20 protein-coding genes are annotated in these 17374 nt (G+C 71.9%); 13 read left to right on the forward strand and 7 right to left on the reverse strand.

The genetic code is table 11. From position 1 onward, the window contains the following. Positions 1 to 83: 83 nt before the first annotated feature. The 3 genes from ACXJKA_RS15815 (at position 84) to ACXJKA_RS15825 (ending at position 2294) form a co-directional block, all read left to right on the forward strand. Positions 84 to 500: a DUF5684 domain-containing protein gene (locus ACXJKA_RS15815; protein WP_456826174.1), complete on the forward strand. Its 417-nt coding sequence runs from the start codon at positions 84 to 86 to the stop codon at positions 498 to 500. Between the two features lie 95 nt (positions 501 to 595). Next, a complete protein-coding gene (locus tag ACXJKA_RS15820) occupies positions 596 to 808 on the forward strand; it encodes a hypothetical protein (RefSeq protein WP_456826175.1) in 213 nt (70 codons plus the stop codon). A 10-nt stretch (positions 809 to 818) separates the two neighbouring features. Further along, a complete protein-coding gene (locus ACXJKA_RS15825; RefSeq protein WP_456826176.1) occupies positions 819 to 2294 on the forward strand; it encodes a putative protein N(5)-glutamine methyltransferase in 1476 nt (491 codons plus the stop codon). Here the strand turns inward: ACXJKA_RS15825 and ACXJKA_RS15830 are convergent. Further along, positions 2280 to 2687, reverse strand: a complete 408-nt coding sequence (locus ACXJKA_RS15830; RefSeq protein WP_456826177.1) for a VOC family protein — start codon at positions 2685 to 2687, stop codon at positions 2280 to 2282. The genes ACXJKA_RS15825 and ACXJKA_RS15830 overlap by 15 nt on opposite strands. Positions 2688 to 2766: 79 nt before the next feature. Here ACXJKA_RS15830 and ACXJKA_RS15835 point away from each other — a divergent pair, with 79 nt between their 5' ends. The 3 genes from ACXJKA_RS15835 (at position 2767) to ACXJKA_RS15845 (ending at position 6437) form a co-directional block, all read left to right on the forward strand. After that, a complete protein-coding gene (locus ACXJKA_RS15835; protein ID WP_456826178.1) occupies positions 2767 to 3702 on the forward strand; it encodes a helix-turn-helix transcriptional regulator in 936 nt (311 codons plus the stop codon). A gap of 695 nt (positions 3703 to 4397) precedes the next feature. After that, positions 4398 to 5855 (forward strand): DUF222 domain-containing protein, encoded by a 1458-nt coding sequence (locus tag ACXJKA_RS15840; protein WP_456826179.1) that lies wholly within the window; start codon positions 4398 to 4400, stop codon positions 5853 to 5855. A gap of 168 nt (positions 5856 to 6023) precedes the next feature. Then, positions 6024 to 6437: a DUF3224 domain-containing protein gene (locus ACXJKA_RS15845; RefSeq protein WP_456826180.1), complete on the forward strand. Its 414-nt coding sequence runs from the start codon at positions 6024 to 6026 to the stop codon at positions 6435 to 6437. Positions 6438 to 6556: 119 nt separating this feature from the next. Here the strand turns inward: ACXJKA_RS15845 and ACXJKA_RS15850 are convergent, their stop codons facing one another. Beyond that, positions 6557 to 7123, reverse strand: coding sequence for an SRPBCC family protein (locus ACXJKA_RS15850; RefSeq protein WP_456826181.1), 567 nt, complete (start codon positions 7121 to 7123; stop codon positions 6557 to 6559). Positions 7124 to 7225: 102 nt separating this feature from the next. Between ACXJKA_RS15850 and ACXJKA_RS15855 the strand changes: the two genes are divergently transcribed. Further along, on the forward strand, positions 7226 to 8542 hold the full coding sequence (locus ACXJKA_RS15855; RefSeq protein WP_456826182.1) for an MFS transporter: 1317 nt from the start codon (positions 7226 to 7228) through the stop codon (positions 8540 to 8542). A gap of 7 nt (positions 8543 to 8549) precedes the next feature. Here the strand turns inward: ACXJKA_RS15855 and ACXJKA_RS15860 are convergent, their stop codons facing one another. Further along, positions 8550 to 8960 (reverse strand): DUF6855 family protein, encoded by a 411-nt coding sequence (locus tag ACXJKA_RS15860; RefSeq protein ID WP_456826183.1) that lies wholly within the window; start codon positions 8958 to 8960, stop codon positions 8550 to 8552. A 189-nt stretch (positions 8961 to 9149) separates the two neighbouring features. On the opposite strand from ACXJKA_RS15860, the gene ACXJKA_RS15865 reads away from it, so the two are divergent. Together ACXJKA_RS15865 and ACXJKA_RS15870 are read left to right on the forward strand one after the other, a co-directional pair. After that, positions 9150 to 9680 (forward strand): hypothetical protein, encoded by a 531-nt coding sequence (locus tag ACXJKA_RS15865; RefSeq protein WP_456826184.1) that lies wholly within the window; start codon positions 9150 to 9152, stop codon positions 9678 to 9680. Positions 9681 to 9858: 178 nt separating this feature from the next. After that, positions 9859 to 11742: an adenylyl cyclase gene (locus tag ACXJKA_RS15870; RefSeq protein ID WP_456826185.1), complete on the forward strand. Its 1884-nt coding sequence runs from the start codon at positions 9859 to 9861 to the stop codon at positions 11740 to 11742. 47 nt (positions 11743 to 11789) lie between these two features. Here the strand turns inward: ACXJKA_RS15870 and ACXJKA_RS15875 are convergent, their stop codons facing one another. Further along, complete coding sequence (locus ACXJKA_RS15875) at positions 11790 to 12440, reverse strand: class I SAM-dependent methyltransferase (protein WP_456826186.1); 651 nt, start codon at positions 12438 to 12440, stop codon at positions 11790 to 11792. Between the two features lie 134 nt (positions 12441 to 12574). Here ACXJKA_RS15875 and ACXJKA_RS15880 point away from each other — a divergent pair, with 134 nt between their 5' ends. From ACXJKA_RS15880 to ACXJKA_RS15890, 3 genes are read left to right on the forward strand one after another with little or no spacing between them, the layout of a single operon-like run. Continuing rightward, positions 12575 to 13000, forward strand: coding sequence for a YciI family protein (locus tag ACXJKA_RS15880; protein ID WP_456826187.1), 426 nt, complete (start codon positions 12575 to 12577; stop codon positions 12998 to 13000). Between the two features lie 14 nt (positions 13001 to 13014). Then, a complete protein-coding gene (locus tag ACXJKA_RS15885; protein ID WP_456826188.1) occupies positions 13015 to 14271 on the forward strand; it encodes an RNA polymerase sigma factor in 1257 nt (418 codons plus the stop codon). A 4-nt stretch (positions 14272 to 14275) separates the two neighbouring features. After that, positions 14276 to 15526 carry an MFS transporter gene (locus tag ACXJKA_RS15890; protein WP_456826238.1) on the forward strand — a complete coding sequence of 417 codons (1251 nt, stop codon included), beginning with the start codon at positions 14276 to 14278 and terminating at the stop codon, positions 15524 to 15526. A 6-nt stretch (positions 15527 to 15532) separates the two neighbouring features. On the opposite strand, the gene ACXJKA_RS15895 is transcribed toward ACXJKA_RS15890, so the two are convergent. Beyond that, positions 15533 to 15907 carry a DUF5655 domain-containing protein gene (locus tag ACXJKA_RS15895; RefSeq protein WP_456826189.1) on the reverse strand — a complete coding sequence of 125 codons (375 nt, stop codon included), beginning with the start codon at positions 15905 to 15907 and terminating at the stop codon, positions 15533 to 15535. Positions 15908 to 16242: 335 nt separating this feature from the next. Between ACXJKA_RS15895 and ACXJKA_RS15900 the strand changes: the two genes are divergently transcribed. Further along, the gene (locus ACXJKA_RS15900; RefSeq protein WP_456826190.1) at positions 16243 to 16575 is read left to right on the forward strand and encodes a GNAT family N-acetyltransferase; all 333 of its coding nucleotides are present in this window, start codon (positions 16243 to 16245) and stop codon (positions 16573 to 16575) included. On the opposite strand, the gene ACXJKA_RS15905 is transcribed toward ACXJKA_RS15900, so the two are convergent. Both ACXJKA_RS15905 and ACXJKA_RS15910 read right to left on the reverse strand, forming a co-directional pair. Further along, positions 16538 to 17053, reverse strand: coding sequence for an SRPBCC family protein (locus tag ACXJKA_RS15905; protein WP_456826191.1), 516 nt, complete (start codon positions 17051 to 17053; stop codon positions 16538 to 16540). The two genes, ACXJKA_RS15900 and ACXJKA_RS15905, sit on opposite strands and share 38 nt — an antisense overlap. Next, positions 17050 to 17367: an ArsR/SmtB family transcription factor gene (locus tag ACXJKA_RS15910; RefSeq protein ID WP_456826192.1), complete on the reverse strand. Its 318-nt coding sequence runs from the start codon at positions 17365 to 17367 to the stop codon at positions 17050 to 17052. Before ACXJKA_RS15910 ends, ACXJKA_RS15905 begins: the two co-directional genes overlap by 4 nt. Positions 17368 to 17374: the final 7 nt, after the last annotated feature.

Here is a 17374-nt window from a genome sequence, read left to right on the forward strand (position 1 = left end):
ACACGGGGGACGTTCAGAAACTGGTCGTGAGATCTCGCCCGAAACCCGGGACGGTGCCGGATGCCGGTCGCTACATTCCGCGCATGATCACAACACTCGCCACCGAGGTGGCCACCACGACGTCCACGACGAGCGCCGCACCCGGTCTGGTGGGCGGCCTCATCGGCTACCTGCTGTTCGCGTTCGCGCTGGTCGGGATCTTCAAGAAGGCCGACGAGCCCGTGTGGCAGGCCTTCGTCCCGATCTGGAACTACATCGTCCTCATCAAGGTCGCCGGTCGGCCGCTCTGGTGGATCATCCTGTTCCTGATCCCCATCGTGAACATCGTGATCCTGGTCCTCGTCCTGCACGGCCTGTCGACCTCGTTCGGTCACGGCGCAGGGTTCACCGTGGGCCTGTTCTTCCTCAGCATCATCTTCCTGTACATCCTCGGCTACGACTCCAAGCCCTACCGGGGCGTCACGGGCGGGGAGCCGATCGGCGGCTACGCCATCGCCTGACCTCGTCCGTCCTGAGGCGGCCGCACCCCCTGCTCGTCACCACGCCGCGCGGCAGCGGCAAGGTCAAGCGGCTGCGGAACGACGACCGCGTCGAGATGACGTCGTCCAGCCGGTTCGGGAAGGTCGACGACGACGCCCCGACGGTCTCCGGGACCGCCGAGGTGCTCGACGACGACGACGCCCGCCGGCGGACGAACGAGGTCATGCAGGAGAAGTACGGCCTCGAGTACCGCGTCATGATGGGCCTCGAGAAGCTGGGGCGGAAGGGCGACGACAACCGGGTGATCCTGCGCATCACGCGGGGGTAGCGTGCCCGGCGTGACGAGCCACGCCGAGATCACCGCGACGCTGCGGGCCGCCGGGTGCGTGTTCGCGGAGGACGAGGCGACGATCCTGCTCGACGCCTCCGGCGATCTCGACTCCTTGGTCGCGCGTCGTGTCGCCGGCGAGCCCCTGGAGGTCGTCGTCGGCTGGGCGGAGTTCTGCGGGCTGCGCATCGAGATCGACCCCGGCGTGTTCGTGCCGCGGCGCCGGACCGAGCTGCTGGTGCGGGAGGCGGCGCGGCTGGCGCCATCCGGGCACGCGGTCGTCGTGGACCTCTGCTGCGGCTCGGGCGCGCTCGGCGTCGCGCTCGCGTCCGTGCTGCCGTCGGTGTCTGTGTACTCCGCCGACGTCGAGCCGGCGGCGGTCCGGTGCGCGCGCCGGAACGTGGCGACGGTCGGCGGGCAGGTGTTCGAGGGGGACCTCGACGCGCCCTTGCCGGACGCGCTGCTCGGGCGCGTGGACCTGCTGCTGGCGAACGTGCCGTACGTGCCGTCCGAGGCGATCGACACGATGCCGCCGGAGGCGCGGCTGTACGAGCCGCTGGTCACGCTCGACGGCGGTGCGGACGGGCTCGACGTGCTGCGGCGCGTCGCGTCGGTGGCGCCGCGGTGGCTGGCGCCCGGGGGACACCTGCTGGTCGAGACGAGCGAGGCGCAGGTGCCGGCCGCCTCGGCCGCGTTCGAGGCCGCCGGGCTGGCCGCGCGGGTGGTGAGCGACGAGGAGTCGGGCGGCACGGTCCTCGTCGGGACCGTGGTGCCCTCTCTCGTCGAGCGGCTCGTCGCGATGGCGGACCCCGAGCGAGCGGCCGGCATGGCGCAGTTCTTCAAGACCGGCCCCGGGGACTACGGCGAGGGGGACGTGTTCCTCGGGCTGTCCGTACCCCAGGTGGTGTCGGTTGCGCGGACGTCGCTCGGGCTGCCCATCGGCGCCTTGGAGGCCCTGCTCGAGGACGAGCGGCACGAGGTGCGTCTGCTCGCGCTCAAGGTGATGGCGCTCGAGTGCGCGGCGCGGCGTTCGTCGGCAGACCGTCGCGCCGCGCTGCTCGACCTCTACCTGCGGCGCACCGACCGCGTGAACAACTGGGACCTCGTCGACGCCAGCGCGCCGGACGTCCTCGGGCGAGCGGTGCTGGGTGGCCTCCCGGCCGCTGTTCTGTACCGGCTCGCCGAGTCCTCGTCGCTCTGGGAGCGGCGGATCTCCATCGTCGCGACCCTGCCCCTGGTCCGTGCCGGGTCCCTGGACGACACGTTCGCGCTGGCCGCCCTGCTCGAGGGCGACCGGCACGACCTCATGCACAAGGCGGTCGGGTGGCTGCTGCGGGAGGCCGGCAAGAAGGACGAGGCGCGGCTGCTCGCCTTTCTCGACGAGCACGCCGCGACCCTGCCCCGGACCGCGCTGCGGTACTCGCTGGAGCGGCTGTCCCCGTCGCAGCGCGCGCACTACATGGCGGCGCGGTCAGCCCTGGGCTGAGGCCCGCTCCAGCCAGTTCGGGTTGGTCATGATGCCGACGACGTTGCCGAACGGGTCGACGGCGGACGCCGTGACGAACCCGCTGCCGCGCTCGCGCGGACCATCCTGCTCGGTCGCGCCGAGCGCGAGGAGCCGCTGCCAGGTGCCCTCGAGATCGTCGACGTGCCAGTAGACGACCGCGCCCGACGGGCCGCCGGACGCGGGGGCGAAGCGGCGGTCGACGATGCCGAGCTCGTCGTGGTGGTCGCCGAGCCGGAACTCGACGTAGCCGTCGCGGACGAAGTACGGCTCGAGGCCGAGCAGGTCCGTGTACCAGGTGCGGGCGGCGGCGAGGTCGTCGGCGAAGATCGAGACGTTGGCCAGGCCGCGGAAGGTGCTCTCTGTGGTGGTCATGACTCCACTCTGCGCCGGTAAGTGCTCACCTTCTGAGCACTTTGTCTGAGACTCTTTGGTTGTGCGTGCGGACCGTCTGGTGGCCACCCTCCTGCTGATGCAGTCGCGCGGGCGCGTCACGGCCGCGGAGGTGGCGGCCGAGCTCGAAGTGTCGGTCGCGACGGCCCGGCGCGACCTGTCCGCGCTGTCGACGGCCGGCATCCCGGTCTATCCGCAGCCCGGTCGCGGCGGCGGGTGGTCGCTCGTCGGCGGCGCGCGGACCGACCTCACCGGATTGACCGCCTCCGAGGCGCAGGCGCTGTTCCTGCTGGTCGGGCCGGCCGCCGGGCGATCTTTTGAGGCGACGTCGGCCCTCCGGAAGCTCGTCCGAGCGCTGCCCGCCACGTTCCGCGCCGATGCGGAGGCGGCCGGCCGCGCGGTCGTGGTCGACCCCGCCGGCTGGGGGGCGACCGCCCGTCCGCGTCCGCCGTGGGTGGATGAGCTGCAAGGCGCCGTGGTTCGTCGTCGGCAGGTTCAGCTGACCTACGACGGGCGGTCCCGAGGGGTCTCCACCCGGACCGTGGACCCGTGGGCGCTCGTCGACAAAGACGCCGTCTGGTACCTCGTCGCCGGCACCACGTCCGGTCGGCGGACGTTCCGGCTGGACCGGATCGCCTCGCTCACGGTGCTCGACACGGTGGCCGCGCGGCCCGACGACCTCGATGTCGCGGAGGTCTGGTCGTCCGTCGTCGACGACGTCGAGGAGCGCCGGTCGCGCGTGTCCGCGACCGTGCTCGCGCCACCCTTCCTCCTGTCCGTCCTGCGCGGCCAGTTCGGGCGGCACGTCACGGTCCTGGGTGCCGACGACGACGGCCGTGTGCGGGTCCAGGTCGCCTCGCACACCGCCCGGTCCGTCGCCGAGCACCTGGCCGGGCTCGGCGCCGCGGTGGAGGTGCTCGAGCCCGCGGCCGTTCGTGCCGAGCTCGCGACGCTCGGCGCGGAGCTCGTCGCGCGGTACGCGCCGCGGCCCTCGTAGCGGGTGTCCATACGCCTCGTTGCCGGGGATTGCGCTCGGCACTTGGTCGCTCGTCGCCGAACGCCCGGACTGAATCGCCCGGCTTGTCCGACCGCTCGCCGAGGCCGCCGCCGGGACAGCTACTACGCCCGGTCCTCGCGGACGCCGCCGGGCTCGGGCTGCAGGTGCTCGGCACCCGCGTCGACATCGTCGCCGTCGAGCGGGCCGCCGGGCGGCTGGCCGGCCTCCTTCGGCTGTGTGCCCTGGTCGGGTGTGGGGCTGGCACCGCGTTTGTGCTGGTCAGGGGTGAATGTCAGTGGTCGGTCGTACAGTTGTTCTATGCCCGGATCGGGCGGTTCGTGCGGCGAGAGGTGGTGACGATGACGGCAGTTCTGGCCGAGCCCACGCGCGTCGGCCTCGCCGCGTACGGATCCGACCACACGTACACGGCTCCGCCTCCGGCCCCGAACCCGGGCTCGGCCCCGGAGCCGGGCTCGGACTCGGACTCGGCCCCGGACCCGGGCTCGGGCTCGGGCTCGGGCTCGGCGAGCGTGTCCGCTCCGTTGCCTTTCGCGGCCGCCGGTGTGCCCGCCTCGTTGCCGGCCGCCCCAACCGCTACCTCATCGACGTCGCCCGCCCGTCCGGCACTGGTGTGGGCGGACTCGGGTCACGGTGGGCGGCCGGGCGCTGCGCCCGTTCCGGAGCCGGGTGCGCGGGTGATCGATCTGGGCGCGGTGGAGGACTTCCCGCTGCCCGGGGTCGAGGTTGCCGACCTGGTGGCGATGCTCGCGTCCGTGCCGGTTGCCGAGGTGTCGGGGGCGGCCCTGGTCAACGCGGTCGCGGCCACACAGCAGGCGATCACCATGCTGCAGGCGCTGCAGGGCTCGTTCGCCCGCGAGCTGGGGGCACGGACCCCGGATGCGTTGCGGCACGTGCCCGATGAGCTGGCGTGCGCGTTGGTGTGCACGAAGCGGGCCGCCGAGAACGTGTTCCTGCGTGCCTGGGGTGCCGCCCAGCACTCCGCCATCGGGGACGCCTGGGCAGCCGGGGCCCTGGAGGGGCGCAAGGTCGACGTGATCCTGGACGAGATCTCCAAGGCCGGGGCCGGTCTGCCCGCCGGCGAGGTGGACCAGGTGGTCCATGACGCGATCCAGCGCGCGGGCGAGATGACGGCCCCGCAGCTGACCCGCCACGTGCGCGCCACGCTGATCGCGTTGAACCCGGGCCTCGCCGAGCAACGGCGCGTGAGCGAGCGGGACCGGCGTGGGGTGTTCCTGGACCTGGCCCCCGACGCGATGGCCCGCCTGATCGCCTACCTGCCCGCCGCCGAGGCGACCGCGGCGTTCACCGCGATCGACGCCCTGGCCGGGCACGCCACCATCGACGGGGACACCCGGACCGTGGATCAGCGGCGGGCGGACGCGTTCAGCGACGTGTTCACCGGCATCCTGGACCGGCAGACCACCCCGGACGGCACCCCGCTGCCCCGCAAGCACGGGCAACGCGTCGCCGTCCAGGTCACCGTGGCCGCGACGACGTTGCTCGGTCTGGACGACGCCCCCGGGTTCCTGGGGTCCTATGGGCCGATCCCGGCGCAGGTTGCCCGTGAGCTCGCCCAAGACGGCACCTGGCGACGCGTGCTTACCGACCCGGGCACGGGGCAGGTGTGCTCCGTGGGGACCACCGCCTACCGGCCGGGCGCGGACCTGACCCGCACCATCCAGGCCCGCGACGTGACCTGCACCTTTCCCGGCTGCCGGCAACCCGCCACCCGCTGCGAGATCGACCACCGCATCCCCTACGACCACGACCGACCACCCACCCAAGGCCGACCACCCACCCAAGGCCGACCACCCTCCGAAGGCGGACCACCCTTCGAGGGCTCGGGACCAGCACAGGCCGACCTCCGCGGGCACGACCCTCAGCCCGATCCCCGGAGCCACGACCCGCAGACCTGCGAGGCGAACCTGCACGCCCTGTGCAAGCACCACCACCAAGCCAAGACCGAAGGCTGGTGGAACGTCACCTACGACCCCGCCACCGGAGTCTCCACCTGGACCGACCGACACGGACTGACCTACGCCCGCCACCCCATCCCCGTCCACATCACCGCCGGCGCCCTCGAACACCGACCACCACCGCCACTCGTCGAGCTCGGCGACCCACCCTTCTGACCTCACCTCTCCAACGAGCACGTGTGCGTGCGCTGGTCCCTCCTCCCACTCGCTGGCCCCGGGTTTTCGTGCGGCGCTTTGCGTATGCCGTTGGCCATCGGAGGTCGTGATCGTTGCCCACGTTGGCTCCGCCAGCCGCTTGTCGGCGCTCGTCGCTAGCGTGCGGAGATGATCAGCGAAGGAACGTTCACGGTCAGTGGGTTCGCCGGAGTGCCGATCGAGCAGGAGCAGCCGGTCACCGCGGCTCTCGCGGTCAGCGTTGCCACGATGGCCAAGGAGTACGCGGGTGGGATCGAGGGTCGGTCGACGACGCTGTTCACTTCGGCGTTCGACCCGGAGCGCGGCGTGGGCACGTACGTGGCGATGGAGTCGTTCGATGGCTCCTTGGACGGACGCTCCGGGGCGTTCAACTACGTGCACGCAGCGTCGACGCACGGGACCGACCAGTTCGACGAGCACCTGGTCGTCGTGCCCTCGAGCGGCACCGGCGAGCTGACGGGGATCGCGGGCACCGGCGTGATGGGGGTCGACGCCGACGGCACGCACCGCTTGCGGCTCGACTACACGCTCGGCGGGGAGTGATCAGCCTCAGCCTGTTCTGACGGGGCTGCTCGACTGCAACCCGTCCGGCTGAGTGGTCGACCACAGCTCGTTCGGCCGGGCGTCATCCCCCGGCGCGGCAGACGTCGCCTGCGGTCCGGCTACGCGCCCGGACGCGTTCGATCCCGCGTCGCGGCGGCGTGCTCAGCCCCTGCCAGGGCCGCAAAGGTGCGGAGCTGCTTGCGCATCATGACCAGGTCGCCCCACGTCAGCAGCCACGTCCGGAGGGTGCGCGCCCGGGTGGCCGGTCGGTCAAAGCGGATGACTGCCACGATCCGTGAGCGCGTCGGGCTCGCCGGCAGGACCGCGTAGGTGATCGCGACGTCGCCGAACAGCCGCGTACCGATCCCGGGCGCGATGCGGACGGTGAGGTGCTCGTCGATCACGAACGAGTCGAGCGTGAAGATCCGGGAGAACGTCTGCCCGACCTGAAGATCCCAGCACCACGGCAAGGGCATATGGGGACTTCGGCGCCCGCCGTTGTCGATCCAGTCGTAGCTGTAGGGGGCTGCGCGGAACTGGCAGAGCCATCGGAACACGACGTCGTTGGGCGCTGCGGCGTCGACGGCTCGGAGCAGACGGCCGGCCGGCGCGGGCATCAGGAGGTCGCACGGGTACTCGCGCTGCCGTTCGTCGTCAGTCACACCCCAGGCCGTCGCGATGCTCATGGGCTTCCCTGTCGTCGGTTCCCCCACGCTAAGCGGCACGACGGTCTCGGTGCTCCGGGCTCTCAGCGGACGCTCAGTGGGCGGTGGTGCTAGACAGCAGCGGTGACCAGCACGCACCCCCCACCGGACTCGTTGCGCCGGAGCCCCGGGTTCCGGCGGGTGTGGGCGGCTTCGACGACGTCGGCGTTCGGCACCTACGTGACGGTCCTCGCGGTACAGGTCCTGATCGTCGACCTCCTGGCCGGTGACGCCGTCGACGTCGGTCTGGTCAACGCCGCGCGATGGGCCCCGTACCTGCTGTTCGGCCTGCTCGCCGGGGTGCTGGTGGACCGGGTGCGTCGCCGTCCGGTGCTCGTGCTCACCGATGTCCTGAGCGCGGTGGTGCTGGGGCTCATTCCCGTCCTCGCCGCCACCGGGCATCTCACCACCGGCTGGCTGGTCGCCCTCATGGCCGCGTTCGGCCTCTGCCGGGTCGTGGGAGACGCGGCGTTCCGGTCGTTCGTCCCCCGCCTGGTGCCCACCGCGCTGCTCGGTCCGGCGCACGCCCGGCTGGACCAGTCGGACGCCGTCGCCCAGGCCAGCGGTCCTGCGCTGGCGGGCGGGCTGATCTCGGTTCTGGGTGCCCCGCTTGCTGTGCTCGTCGACGCGGTGAGCTACCTGGCCTCAGCCGTCCTGCTGGCGACCCTGGAGGTCGACGAGCCACGTCCGTCGCGACGTCGCGCCGCCCATCCCGTGCGCGCAGTCGGCAACGAGATCAGGGAGGGGCTGCGATGGATCTACCGGCACCCGACGCTGCGTCCGTTGGCGCTGTCGACGCATGTCTGGTTCGTCTGCTCGGCTGTGGCGGGTGCGGTGATGACCCCGTTCGCACTCCGGACACTGCACCTGAGCCCCGCGACCCTGGGGCTCGCTCTGGCCGCGGCGGGGGTCGGCGCGCTCGTCGGTGCCTCGCTCGCCGTGAGGCTAGGCCGTCGGTGGGGTGCGGGTCGGGTGATCGTCGCGGCCCGGGTCGGGACCGGTTCGGCCTGGGCGCTGATGGCGTCGGCGGTCCTCGCGGTGCCCGCCGGGACCGTGGACGGGGTGTGGGGCGGAGGGCTCGCGTGGATCATTCTCGCGCTCGGGCAGCTGCTGCTGGGGTTGTGCATGGGCGCCGAGAACGCGAACGAGATGGCTTACGGGCAGACCGTCACACCCGATCGGCTCCAGGGGCGGATGACCGCGACGATGCGCTCGGTGAACCGGGCGATGATCGTGGTCGCGGCGCCGCTGGGCGGTCTGCTCGGCGACGCGGTGGGATACGGCGCAGCCCTGCTCGTCGCCGGTGTCGCGCTCCTCGTGGCGGCCGCGGTCACGGCTGCCTCGGCCGTCGGCGGGGCCCGGTTGGACGACGAGCACGCTCAGGCGCCCGTCGGCTCCTGAGCGGACGTCAGGCGCGGATCGCGCGGACCTGGTTGTTGCGAGCGTCGTGGGTGAGCTCGACGAGCCCGAGCGACTCGAGCAACGGCGGCAGGTACATGCCGAACCGTCCCCGGTAGCCCTTGCGCAGCCCGTACCAGCCCCCGACCGGGTTGCCCTCGTCGCGACCCCAGGCCTCGACGCTCCCGGCGGCGGCGGGCTTCAACTCGTCGGCCGCACCGAGCGGCACCCAGTCGCCCCGCTCGACGAGCCAGGCGTGCAGGTCATCGATCGCGCGCAGGTGGTACTTCAGGGTGGTCGACCCGACCTGGCAGACGAGCGCCGGAGGGTCAGCGGACTCGTCTCGGTACATCGTGTAGGCCGACGAGCCGGGCGCGGTCGTGAGCTGCCACGGGTCGTCCTTCGTGCCGGTGCCGGCCATCGGTCTCTCCTTCGAGCATTGCGGGGCTCCACGACCACTATCGACCGGTCGTCGACCGTGCGACAGACCCACCTTGGACGCGCTGCTCACCGGCGAGACGAGCGTCGGTGTGCTCGCCGGCTCGAACGGACCCGGGCGGTCGTCGGTCCCTCCCGCTACGCTCGCCAGCGTCGACGGCGGATGCGGGGGATGACGGTGGTCGCAGGGCTGATGAGCGTGACGACGGACGAGCCCTGGTACGTGATCGTCGCGACCCTGGGCCCCCTGGTGGCCGCGATCGGCGCGATCGGCGCCCTCATCGTCGGCATCCTCACGGTCCGGCAGCGCACCGGCGCGGACGCGCGGGCGCAGTGGTGGGCCCGCGTGCAGTGGGCCGTCGATCTCGCGTTCGACGACGACGACACGAAGCGGTCGGTCGGGCTCGAGGCGCTCGCGCTGCTGGCGTCGTCGCCGCTGGCGAGTGCCGACGACGACGCGTTCCTCGCGGGGCTGTCGCTCGACGTGCTGCAGGCGCTGGAGGACCGGGGCGCCGCTGACCACGCCGAGTTCGTGGCGGCGGACGGCACCGCCCCGGTCCGGCCCTCCGCGGCGAGCCCCGCGCTCGCGGTGAACCGGTCGGACGTGGCGGCCGCGCGGCTGCGCGTGGTGACGGACCGCGGTCGGGGCGAGACGACGCCCGCGTGGATCGCACGGCTGGCCGCGACGCCCACGCGGAGCTGAGAAGCGGGAAGAGAAGGAAACACTTACAGACCTGTCAGGGTTGACACGAGTCACCGGACCTGTACGTTTTGTCCTGGCCGGCAACAAAAAGTCCGGTGCACGGCGCCAACGACGGTGCCTCCTCGCGCGCGAGGGCCCGTCCCTGCGACGTGCCCTGTGCGGAGAAAGGTCCTCCCTCATGCTCCTTCGTAGGCGTCTGCACGTTCAGAACCAGGCGGCTCCCCGCCGCAGGCGAGCGACCGCGGCGGTCGTCGCGGGCCTGAGCCTCGCGCTCGTGCCGCTGCTCGCGGCCCCGGCACAGGCGTCGCCGCCCACCGTCGACCTGGGCCCGAACGTCATCGTGTTCGACCCCAGCCAGCCGATCGCCGAGATCCAGGCGAAGGTGGACGCGATCGCCGCGCAGCAGGTGCCCGCCCAGTTCGGCGACGGGCGTTACGCGCTCCTCTTCAAGCCCGGCACCTACGGCACCGCCGAGCAGCCGCTGCGCTTCCAGGTGGGCTACTTCACCGAGGTCGCGGGCCTGGGCCAGAACCCCGGCGACGTCGTCATCAACGGCGCGATCGAGGTCTACAACCAGTGCTTCCCGACCGCACCGGATGCCGCGACGGACTGCACCGCGCTGGTGAACTTCTGGCGGTCGCTGTCCAACCTGAGCATCCACTACCAGCGCGGGTCCGCCGACGACTGCCGGGCGAGCGCCAACTTCTGGGCCGTCTCGCAGGCCGCCCCGATGCGCCGCGTGAGCGTGACCGGCGCCAACGTCAGCCTCATGGACTACTGCACGGCCGGCCCGCAGTACGCGTCCGGCGGGTTCATCGCCGACTCGGCTCTCCCGTTCGTCATCAGCGGCAGCCAGCAGCAGTTCCTGGTCCGCAACGGCTCGGTGGGCGGTTGGAGCAACAGCGTCTGGAACCAGGTCTTCGCCGGCGTCCGGGGCGCCCCGGCCACGGACTTCGTGACGAACAAGTACACGACGCTGGACACCAACCCGGCCTCGCGCGAGAAGCCGTACCTCTACATCGACGCCAAGGGGAAGTACAAGGTCTTCGTCCCGTCGGCGCAGACGAGCACCACGGGCACGACGTGGGCCAACGGCAGCACGCCGGGCAAGTCCCTGCCGCTGAACAGCTTCTTCGTCGCCAAGCCCGGTGTCAGCGCGTCGACGATCAACACGGCGCTGGCCGTCGGCAAGAACGTGCTGTTCACGCCGGGCGTCTACCACGTCGACAAGACGCTCAACGTGCTGTGGCCCAACGCGGTCGTGCTCGGACTGGGCCTGGCGACGATCGTCCCCGACAACGGCGTCGTGGCCATGCAGACGCTCGACGTCCCGGGCATCGACATCGCGGGTCTGATGTTCGACGCGGGGCCGACGAGCTCGCCGGCGCTCCTGCAGCTGGGCACCCAGCTCTCGGCGCTCGACGCCAAGCAGACGAAGCCGCGCCTGAGCAGCGCGAACAACCCGACCGCCGTGCAGGACGTGTTCTTCCGCATCGGCGGCGAGCACGTGGGCAAGGCCACCAACAGCCTCGTCGTCAACACCAACCAAACGATCATCGACCACACGTGGGCCTGGCGCGCCGACCACGGCACGGGCGTCGGCTGGACGGTCAACACGGCCGACACGGGCGTGCTGGTGAACGGCAACGACGTCACGGCGACCGGCCTGTTCTCCGAGCACTTCCAGAAGTACAACGTGATCTGGAACGGCGAGCGGGGCAAGACGATCATGTTCCAGAACGAGCTGCCGTACGACGCCCCCGACCAGGCGTCCTGGCAGCACGACGGGGTCGACGGCTGGGCCGCCTACAAGGTGGGCGACAAGGTCACGACCCACGAGGCGTGGGGCATGGGCAGCTACATCTACACGAACGTGAACCCGGACCTGCACGCCACCCGGGCGTACGAGGTCCCGGTCACGCCGGGCGTGCGGCTGCACAACATCCTGACCGTCTCGCTCAACAAGGCGGGCACCATCGACCACGTGGTCAACGACACGGGCGACCCCGTGACGCCCGACATCCAGGGTCCGAGCGTGGTGCTGGAGTACCCGGCGCCGTGACCTGACGGACGAGGGGCCCGGCCGGCGGTCGGGCCCCTCGTCGCGTCTCAGACCTTCGCGACCAGCGCGTAACGCTCGTCGGTGACCGGTGCGCCCCACAGGGCCTCGTCGTCGCCGAGCTGCTCGACCCGGAGCCGCGAGACGAGCGGACGGACGGCGTCGACCAGGTCGGCGGCGGTGACTCCGCCGTCCCATGGCAGGTGCGGGGCGTCGGCGGTGTACGGGGACGTCTCGGCGGTCGACCAGCGGCCCTCGACCAGGATCAGCGTGCCGCCAGGGCGGACGAGCGAGACCCAGCGGGCGAGCGCGGCCGGCGGGTCGGGCAGGGTCCAGAGCAGGTGCCGGGCGAGCACGACGTCGACCTCGATGTCATCCGGCCAGGCGGCGTCGCCGACGACGAGCGTGGCGGTCGCGCCTGCGGCCGCGGCCTTGGCGCGGGCCGCGTCGATCATCTGCGGCGCGACGTCGACCCCGGTGACGCGGTGCCCCGCCTCCGCCAGCAGCACGGTGAGCGACCCCGTGCCGCAGCCGAGGTCGAGCACGTCCCACGGCCCGGCGGGGATCCAGCCGGTGAGCCGGGCCGACCATGCCGCACGGGTGCGTGGGTCGCGCAGCCCGTGGTCGGGCTCGTCGTCGAAGCCCGCCGCCGCCGCGTCCCAGAACCGGGCGATGCCGGAGAGCCCGTCGGGTGGGGTCATCCGTCCACCGTAGGACGGCGCCACAGAACTCGTCGAAGCTCCGCGTCGAAACCGCCGGTGCCCGTTCGACGACCTGGTGAAGGCCCCGGCTCGGCACTAGCGTCGAGCGGGCACTCGAGTCGAAGGAGACAGCCATGAAGGTCCTGGTCATGATCAAGGGTTCCGGCGCGGACGAGGGCAAGGTCGCGCCCACCGACGAGATGTTCCGGGTGATGAACGTCTACAACGAGCAGCTGGTGAACGCCGGGATCATGCTCGGCGGCGAGGGTCTCCAGCCGAGCAGCGCCGGCGTGAAGCTCGTGTTCGACGGGCAGGAGACGTCGGTTGTCGACGGGCCGTTCGCCGAGGCGAAGGAGATCGTCGCCGGCTACTGGATCTGGCAGGTCAGCTCGCTCGACGAGGCCGTCGAGTGGGCCAAGCGGTGTCCGACCACCGAGGGCATGGTGTCCGTGCTGGAGATCCGGCCGTTCTTCGAGATGGAGGACTTCGCCAAGGTGGTCTCGCCCGAGGTGCTCGAGCGGGAGCAGGCGATCGTCGACCGCCTCGAGGCGCAAGCCTGACGAGGAGCGGGGCGATGACCGACGCGCGACGCACCGTCGAGGTCATCTGGCGGATCGAGTCGCCGCGGCTCATCGCCTCGCTCACCCGCCTGGTCCGGGACGTCGGGCTGGCCGAGGAGCTCGCCCAGGACGCCTTCGTCGCGGCGCTCGAGCAGTGGCCGACGACCGGGGTCCCGAACCAGCCTGGCGCGTGGCTGATGGTGACCGCGCGGCACCGGGGCATCGACCTGATCCGGCGCGAGCAGAACCGGGACGCCAAGTACGCGGTCCTCGCGCGCGAGCTCACCGACGAGGCGGCGGCGGACCGGATCGTCGACGAGCCGATCGGCGACGACCTGCTCTCGCTGGTGTTCCTCACGTGCCACCCGGTGCTCCCACGCGAGTCCCGGATCGCGCTGACCCTACGGTTGTTCGGCGGCCTGACCACGGACGAGATCGCCCGGGCCTACCTGGTTCCGTCGCCGACGATCGGCCAGCGCATCTCTCGCGCCAAGCGCACGCTGGCGGAGGCGCACGTCCCGTTCGAGGTGCCGCAGGCCGACCAGATGCCCGCGCGGATCGGCTCGGTGCTCGAGGTGGTCTACCTGATCTTCACCGAGGGGCACGCCGCGACCAGCGGGGACCGGTGGGTGCGGCGAGACCTGGCCGACGAGGCGATGCGGCTGGGGCGTGTGCTCGCCGGGCTGCTGCCGCGGGAGCCGGAGGTGCACGGCCTGGTCGCCCTCATGGAGCTGCAGGCTTCGCGCTTCGACGCGCGCGGCGACGGGGTGCTGCTGCAGGACCAGGACCGCAGGCGATGGGACAGCGCCCTGATCGAGCACGGGCTCCGGTCGTTGGACCGCGCGACGACCCTGGGGCGCCCGCTCGGCGCGTACACGGTCCAGGCGGCGATCGCCGCGTGCCACAGCCGGGCGCGCAGCTTCGAGGCGACGGACTGGGAGGGGGTCGTCGCGCTGTACGACGCGCTCGCGCAGCTGACGCCGTCGCCGGTGGTGGAGCTCAACCGCGCGGTCGCGGTGATGTACGCCGACGGCCCCGAGGCGGCGATGGCGGCCCTCGACGCCATCCGCGGCGACCCGCGGATCGCCCGCTACCACCTCTACGGGGCGGTCCGCGCGGACGTGCTGATCCGGCTCGGGCGCACCGAGGAGGCCGCCGACGAGCTCGAGCGCGCCGCGGCCCTGGCCCCCACGAGGCGGGAACGGAACCTGCTCATGGCTCGTTCGGCAACCGTGGCGGGATCGCCCGTGCCGGGTGTCGGGGGTGGCTGACAGCATGGACCGCGTGACGGAGCCTGCAGTGGAGCGGCCCGGCTGGCGGCGCGACGTCTCGATCTTCTTGTCCGGGCAGACGATCTCGCTGTTCGGCTCGATGCTGGTGCAGTACGCGGTGATGTGGCACCTGACCCTGGAGACCAAGTCCGGCGGGGTCATGGCGCTCTACGCGGTGTTCGGGTTCCTGCCGCAGGCGGTGATCTCGATCTTCGGCGGCGTCTGGGCGGACCGGCTGGACCGCAAGAAGCTCATCATCGGCGCCGATGCCACCATCGCGATCGTCACCCTGGCGCTCGCGATGTTCATGATGGCGGGCGCCACCGACCTCTGGCTGATCTTCGTCGCCATCGCGATCCGCTCGGCCGGCGCCGGGATCCAGATGCCCGCCGTCGCGGCGCTGCTGCCGCAGATCGTCCCGGCCGACAAGCTCATGCGGGTCAACGGCATCAACGGCACGATCCAGTCGGCCATGATGCTGGTCGCCCCGGCCGCAGCCGCGGGGATCTACGCGAGCATGTCGATCGTCGCCGTGTTCTACATCGACGTGGTCACCGCCGCCATCGGCATCGGCCTGCTGCTGCTCGTCACGGTGCCGCGCCTGATCCGCACGGACGCGGGGCAGATCGGCTACTTCGACGACCTCGTCGGCGGCGTGAAGTACGTGGTGACCCACACGTTCGTCCGTTGGATCCTCGTGCTCTACGCGGTCGTGTTCCTGCTCATCGTCGCCCCGTCGTTCCTCACCCCGCTGATGATCGTGCGGACCTTCGGCGAGGAGGTGTGGAAGCTCACCGCCAACGAGCTGGCGTTCAGCATCGGCATGGTGCTCGGCGGCGCGGCGGTCGCGGCGTGGGCCGGAAAATGGAACCGGGTCCGCATGATCCTGGGCTCCACGCTGGTGTTCGGCGGCATCTCCGTCGGGCTCGGGCTGTCCACCAACCTCTGGGTGTTCTTCGCGTTCATGTTCCTGCTCGGCCTGTCCGTGCCGGCCTTCTCGACGCCGTCGTTCACGGTGCTGCAGGAGACCGTCGAGCCAGAGATGCAGGGCCGGGTGTTCGGGTTCGTCGGCATCGTCATGGCGCTGTCGATGCCGGTGGGCATGGCGATCTTCGGGCCGCTGGCGGACCGGTTCTCCGTCGAGTCGCTGCTCGTCGTCGCGGGCCTCGCGCTGCTGCTCGTCGTCGCGCTGGCGCTGGCGGTGCCCGGGGGCCGACGAGCGATGCGCGCCGCCGACGAGCACGCGACGGTGTGACCGACGTCAGGCGAGATGGGCGCCGGCCCCCACGGCGGACGCCTCCCGCACCCAGCCGGCGAACGTCTCGTCGAGGTCCGCGAGGGTGCGGATCCGGAAGTGGTTGACGTGCAGCCGCTTGAGGTACGGCGACGACCGGAGGATCCGCGGGTCCCCGTCCAGCGGCCGCATCGTGTCGAGGTAGCCCTCGACACCCTGGCGCGTGGGGCGCGCGCCGGCGAAACCTCGCCGCGGCCCCTTGAAGGTGATCGTCGTCTTGGAGACGGCGTAGGTGACCGGTCCCGTGGACTCGACCAGCGCGGCGAACGCCCGCCAGAGCTCGACGTGTGCCGGGTCGGCGTCGCGCAGGTGGTCGTCGACGGTCCAGACGGGGTCGTCCATGGGCCCATCCTGCGCCAGGATGAGCCGCATGATCGAGCCCTTCACGCTCACCGGTCGGCACGTCCGGCTCGAACCGCTGGACCACTCGCACGTCGACGGCCTCGCGGCAGCCGCCGCCGAGGAGCGCGGAAGCTACGGGTTCACGTGGGTGCCCGAGGGGAAATCCGACACGGCGGCGTACGTCGACGCCGCGCTCGAGCACGCGGCTTCCGGGCGCGCGCTGCCGTTCGCGGTGCGGCGGCTGGCCGACGACGTGCTCGTCGGGAGCACGCGCTTCCTCGATCTCGAGGTGTTCGAGACGCCGGCCGCCTGGCCGCCCGGGAGTCTCGGTCACCGTGCCCAGCGACGAGCACCCGCCGTCCGTCGCCGAGATCGGGAGCACCTGGTACGCGGCGTCGGCGCAGCGCACGGCGATCAACACCGAGGCCAAGCTCCTGCTGCTCACGCACGCGTTCGAGACGTGGCGCTCGCTGCGGGTGACCCTGAAGACCGACGCGCGCAACGCAGCGTCCCGCAAGGCGATCGAGCGGATCGGCGGGCGGTTCGAGGGCGTGCGCCGCGTGCACACGGTCGCGACCGACGGCACCCCGCGGGACACCGCCTACTTCTCGATCGTCGCCGCCGAATGGTTCACGGTGCGCGCGGCGCTGGTGGCCCGGCTGGGGTGAGCCGCCGATAGGCGGGCACCAGCTCGTCCCAGCGCGCCTTGAGGTCGCAACGGCCACGGCCCGCCAGGTCGGCGGAGAGGTCCTCGAGGTGCACCTGCCATCCGGCGCCGTAGGCCGCGAGGTGGTCGACGGGCAGCCCGCGTTCCTCGACCACCAGGACCGTCTTGTCTCCCACCGGGGTCAGCGTCGCCTCGACGAGGGTGTCCTCCTCGCCGTCCTGCTCCCTGGTCCGCACCACCAGTCGCCGCGGTGGCTCGCACACCTCGACGCGGCCTGTGCCTTCCCAGCCGCTGGTGAAGCGGGCGCCGAACTCGCCGCCGACGCTCAGGTCGCCGGACACCTCGGCGATCCAGCGCGCGAGCCGTTCAGGTGCGGTGCATGCCTCCCACAGGTCGTCGATCCCGGTGTCGAAGACGTCTTCGACCCGGACCGCGCCGTGCGCTCCGTCGAGCGCGCGCAAGGTTGCGACGAGCTTCATGGTGCTGCCTTCTTTCCTCGGGCGATCTCGGTGTGCAGCGCGTCGAGCCGGTTCTGCCAGAGGGCGCGGTACCCCTCCAACCACTGGTCCACCTCGACCAGCGGCTCGGGGCGCAGGGTGTAGATCCGGCGCTGCGACTCCTGGCGGACCTCGACGAGTCCGGCCTCGCGCAGCACGCGGAGGTGCCTGGACACCCCCGGCCGCGCGATGGGAAGCGCCGCCGCCAGCTCCCCGGCCGTCGCGGGATGCCGGCGGAGGATCTCGAGCACGGTGCGGCGGCTCGGGTCGGCGACGGCGTGCAGGACGGCATCCATAGGATCG

The organism is Cellulomonas sp. P5_E12, from assembly GCF_054049315.1.

Coding starts and splice junctions, on each gene's coding strand:
- ACXJKA_RS15865 (WP_456826184.1), top strand. CDS start 9,150: ATGACGGTGGTCGCAGGGCTGATGAGCGTGACGACGGACGAGCCCTGG.
- ACXJKA_RS15905 (WP_456826191.1), bottom strand. CDS start 17,053: ATGAAGCTCGTCGCAACCTTGCGCGCGCTCGACGGAGCGCACGGCGCG.
- ACXJKA_RS15850 (WP_456826181.1), bottom strand. CDS start 7,123: ATGAGCATCGCGACGGCCTGGGGTGTGACTGACGACGAACGGCAGCGC.
- ACXJKA_RS15830 (WP_456826177.1), bottom strand. CDS start 2,687: ATGACCACCACAGAGAGCACCTTCCGCGGCCTGGCCAACGTCTCGATC.
- ACXJKA_RS15845 (WP_456826180.1), top strand. CDS start 6,024: ATGATCAGCGAAGGAACGTTCACGGTCAGTGGGTTCGCCGGAGTGCCG.
- ACXJKA_RS15895 (WP_456826189.1), bottom strand. CDS start 15,907: ATGGACGACCCCGTCTGGACCGTCGACGACCACCTGCGCGACGCCGAC.
- ACXJKA_RS15875 (WP_456826186.1), bottom strand. CDS start 12,440: ATGACCCCACCCGACGGGCTCTCCGGCATCGCCCGGTTCTGGGACGCG.
- ACXJKA_RS15910 (WP_456826192.1), bottom strand. CDS start 17,367: ATGGATGCCGTCCTGCACGCCGTCGCCGACCCGAGCCGCCGCACCGTG.
- ACXJKA_RS15820 (WP_456826175.1), top strand. CDS start 596: ATGACGTCGTCCAGCCGGTTCGGGAAGGTCGACGACGACGCCCCGACG.
- ACXJKA_RS15885 (WP_456826188.1), top strand. CDS start 13,015: ATGACCGACGCGCGACGCACCGTCGAGGTCATCTGGCGGATCGAGTCG.
- ACXJKA_RS15870 (WP_456826185.1), top strand. CDS start 9,859: ATGCTCCTTCGTAGGCGTCTGCACGTTCAGAACCAGGCGGCTCCCCGC.
- ACXJKA_RS15890 (WP_456826238.1), top strand. CDS start 14,276: ATGGACCGCGTGACGGAGCCTGCAGTGGAGCGGCCCGGCTGGCGGCGC.
- ACXJKA_RS15880 (WP_456826187.1), top strand. CDS start 12,575: ATGAAGGTCCTGGTCATGATCAAGGGTTCCGGCGCGGACGAGGGCAAG.
- ACXJKA_RS15815 (WP_456826174.1), top strand. CDS start 84: ATGATCACAACACTCGCCACCGAGGTGGCCACCACGACGTCCACGACG.
- ACXJKA_RS15860 (WP_456826183.1), bottom strand. CDS start 8,960: ATGGCCGGCACCGGCACGAAGGACGACCCGTGGCAGCTCACGACCGCG.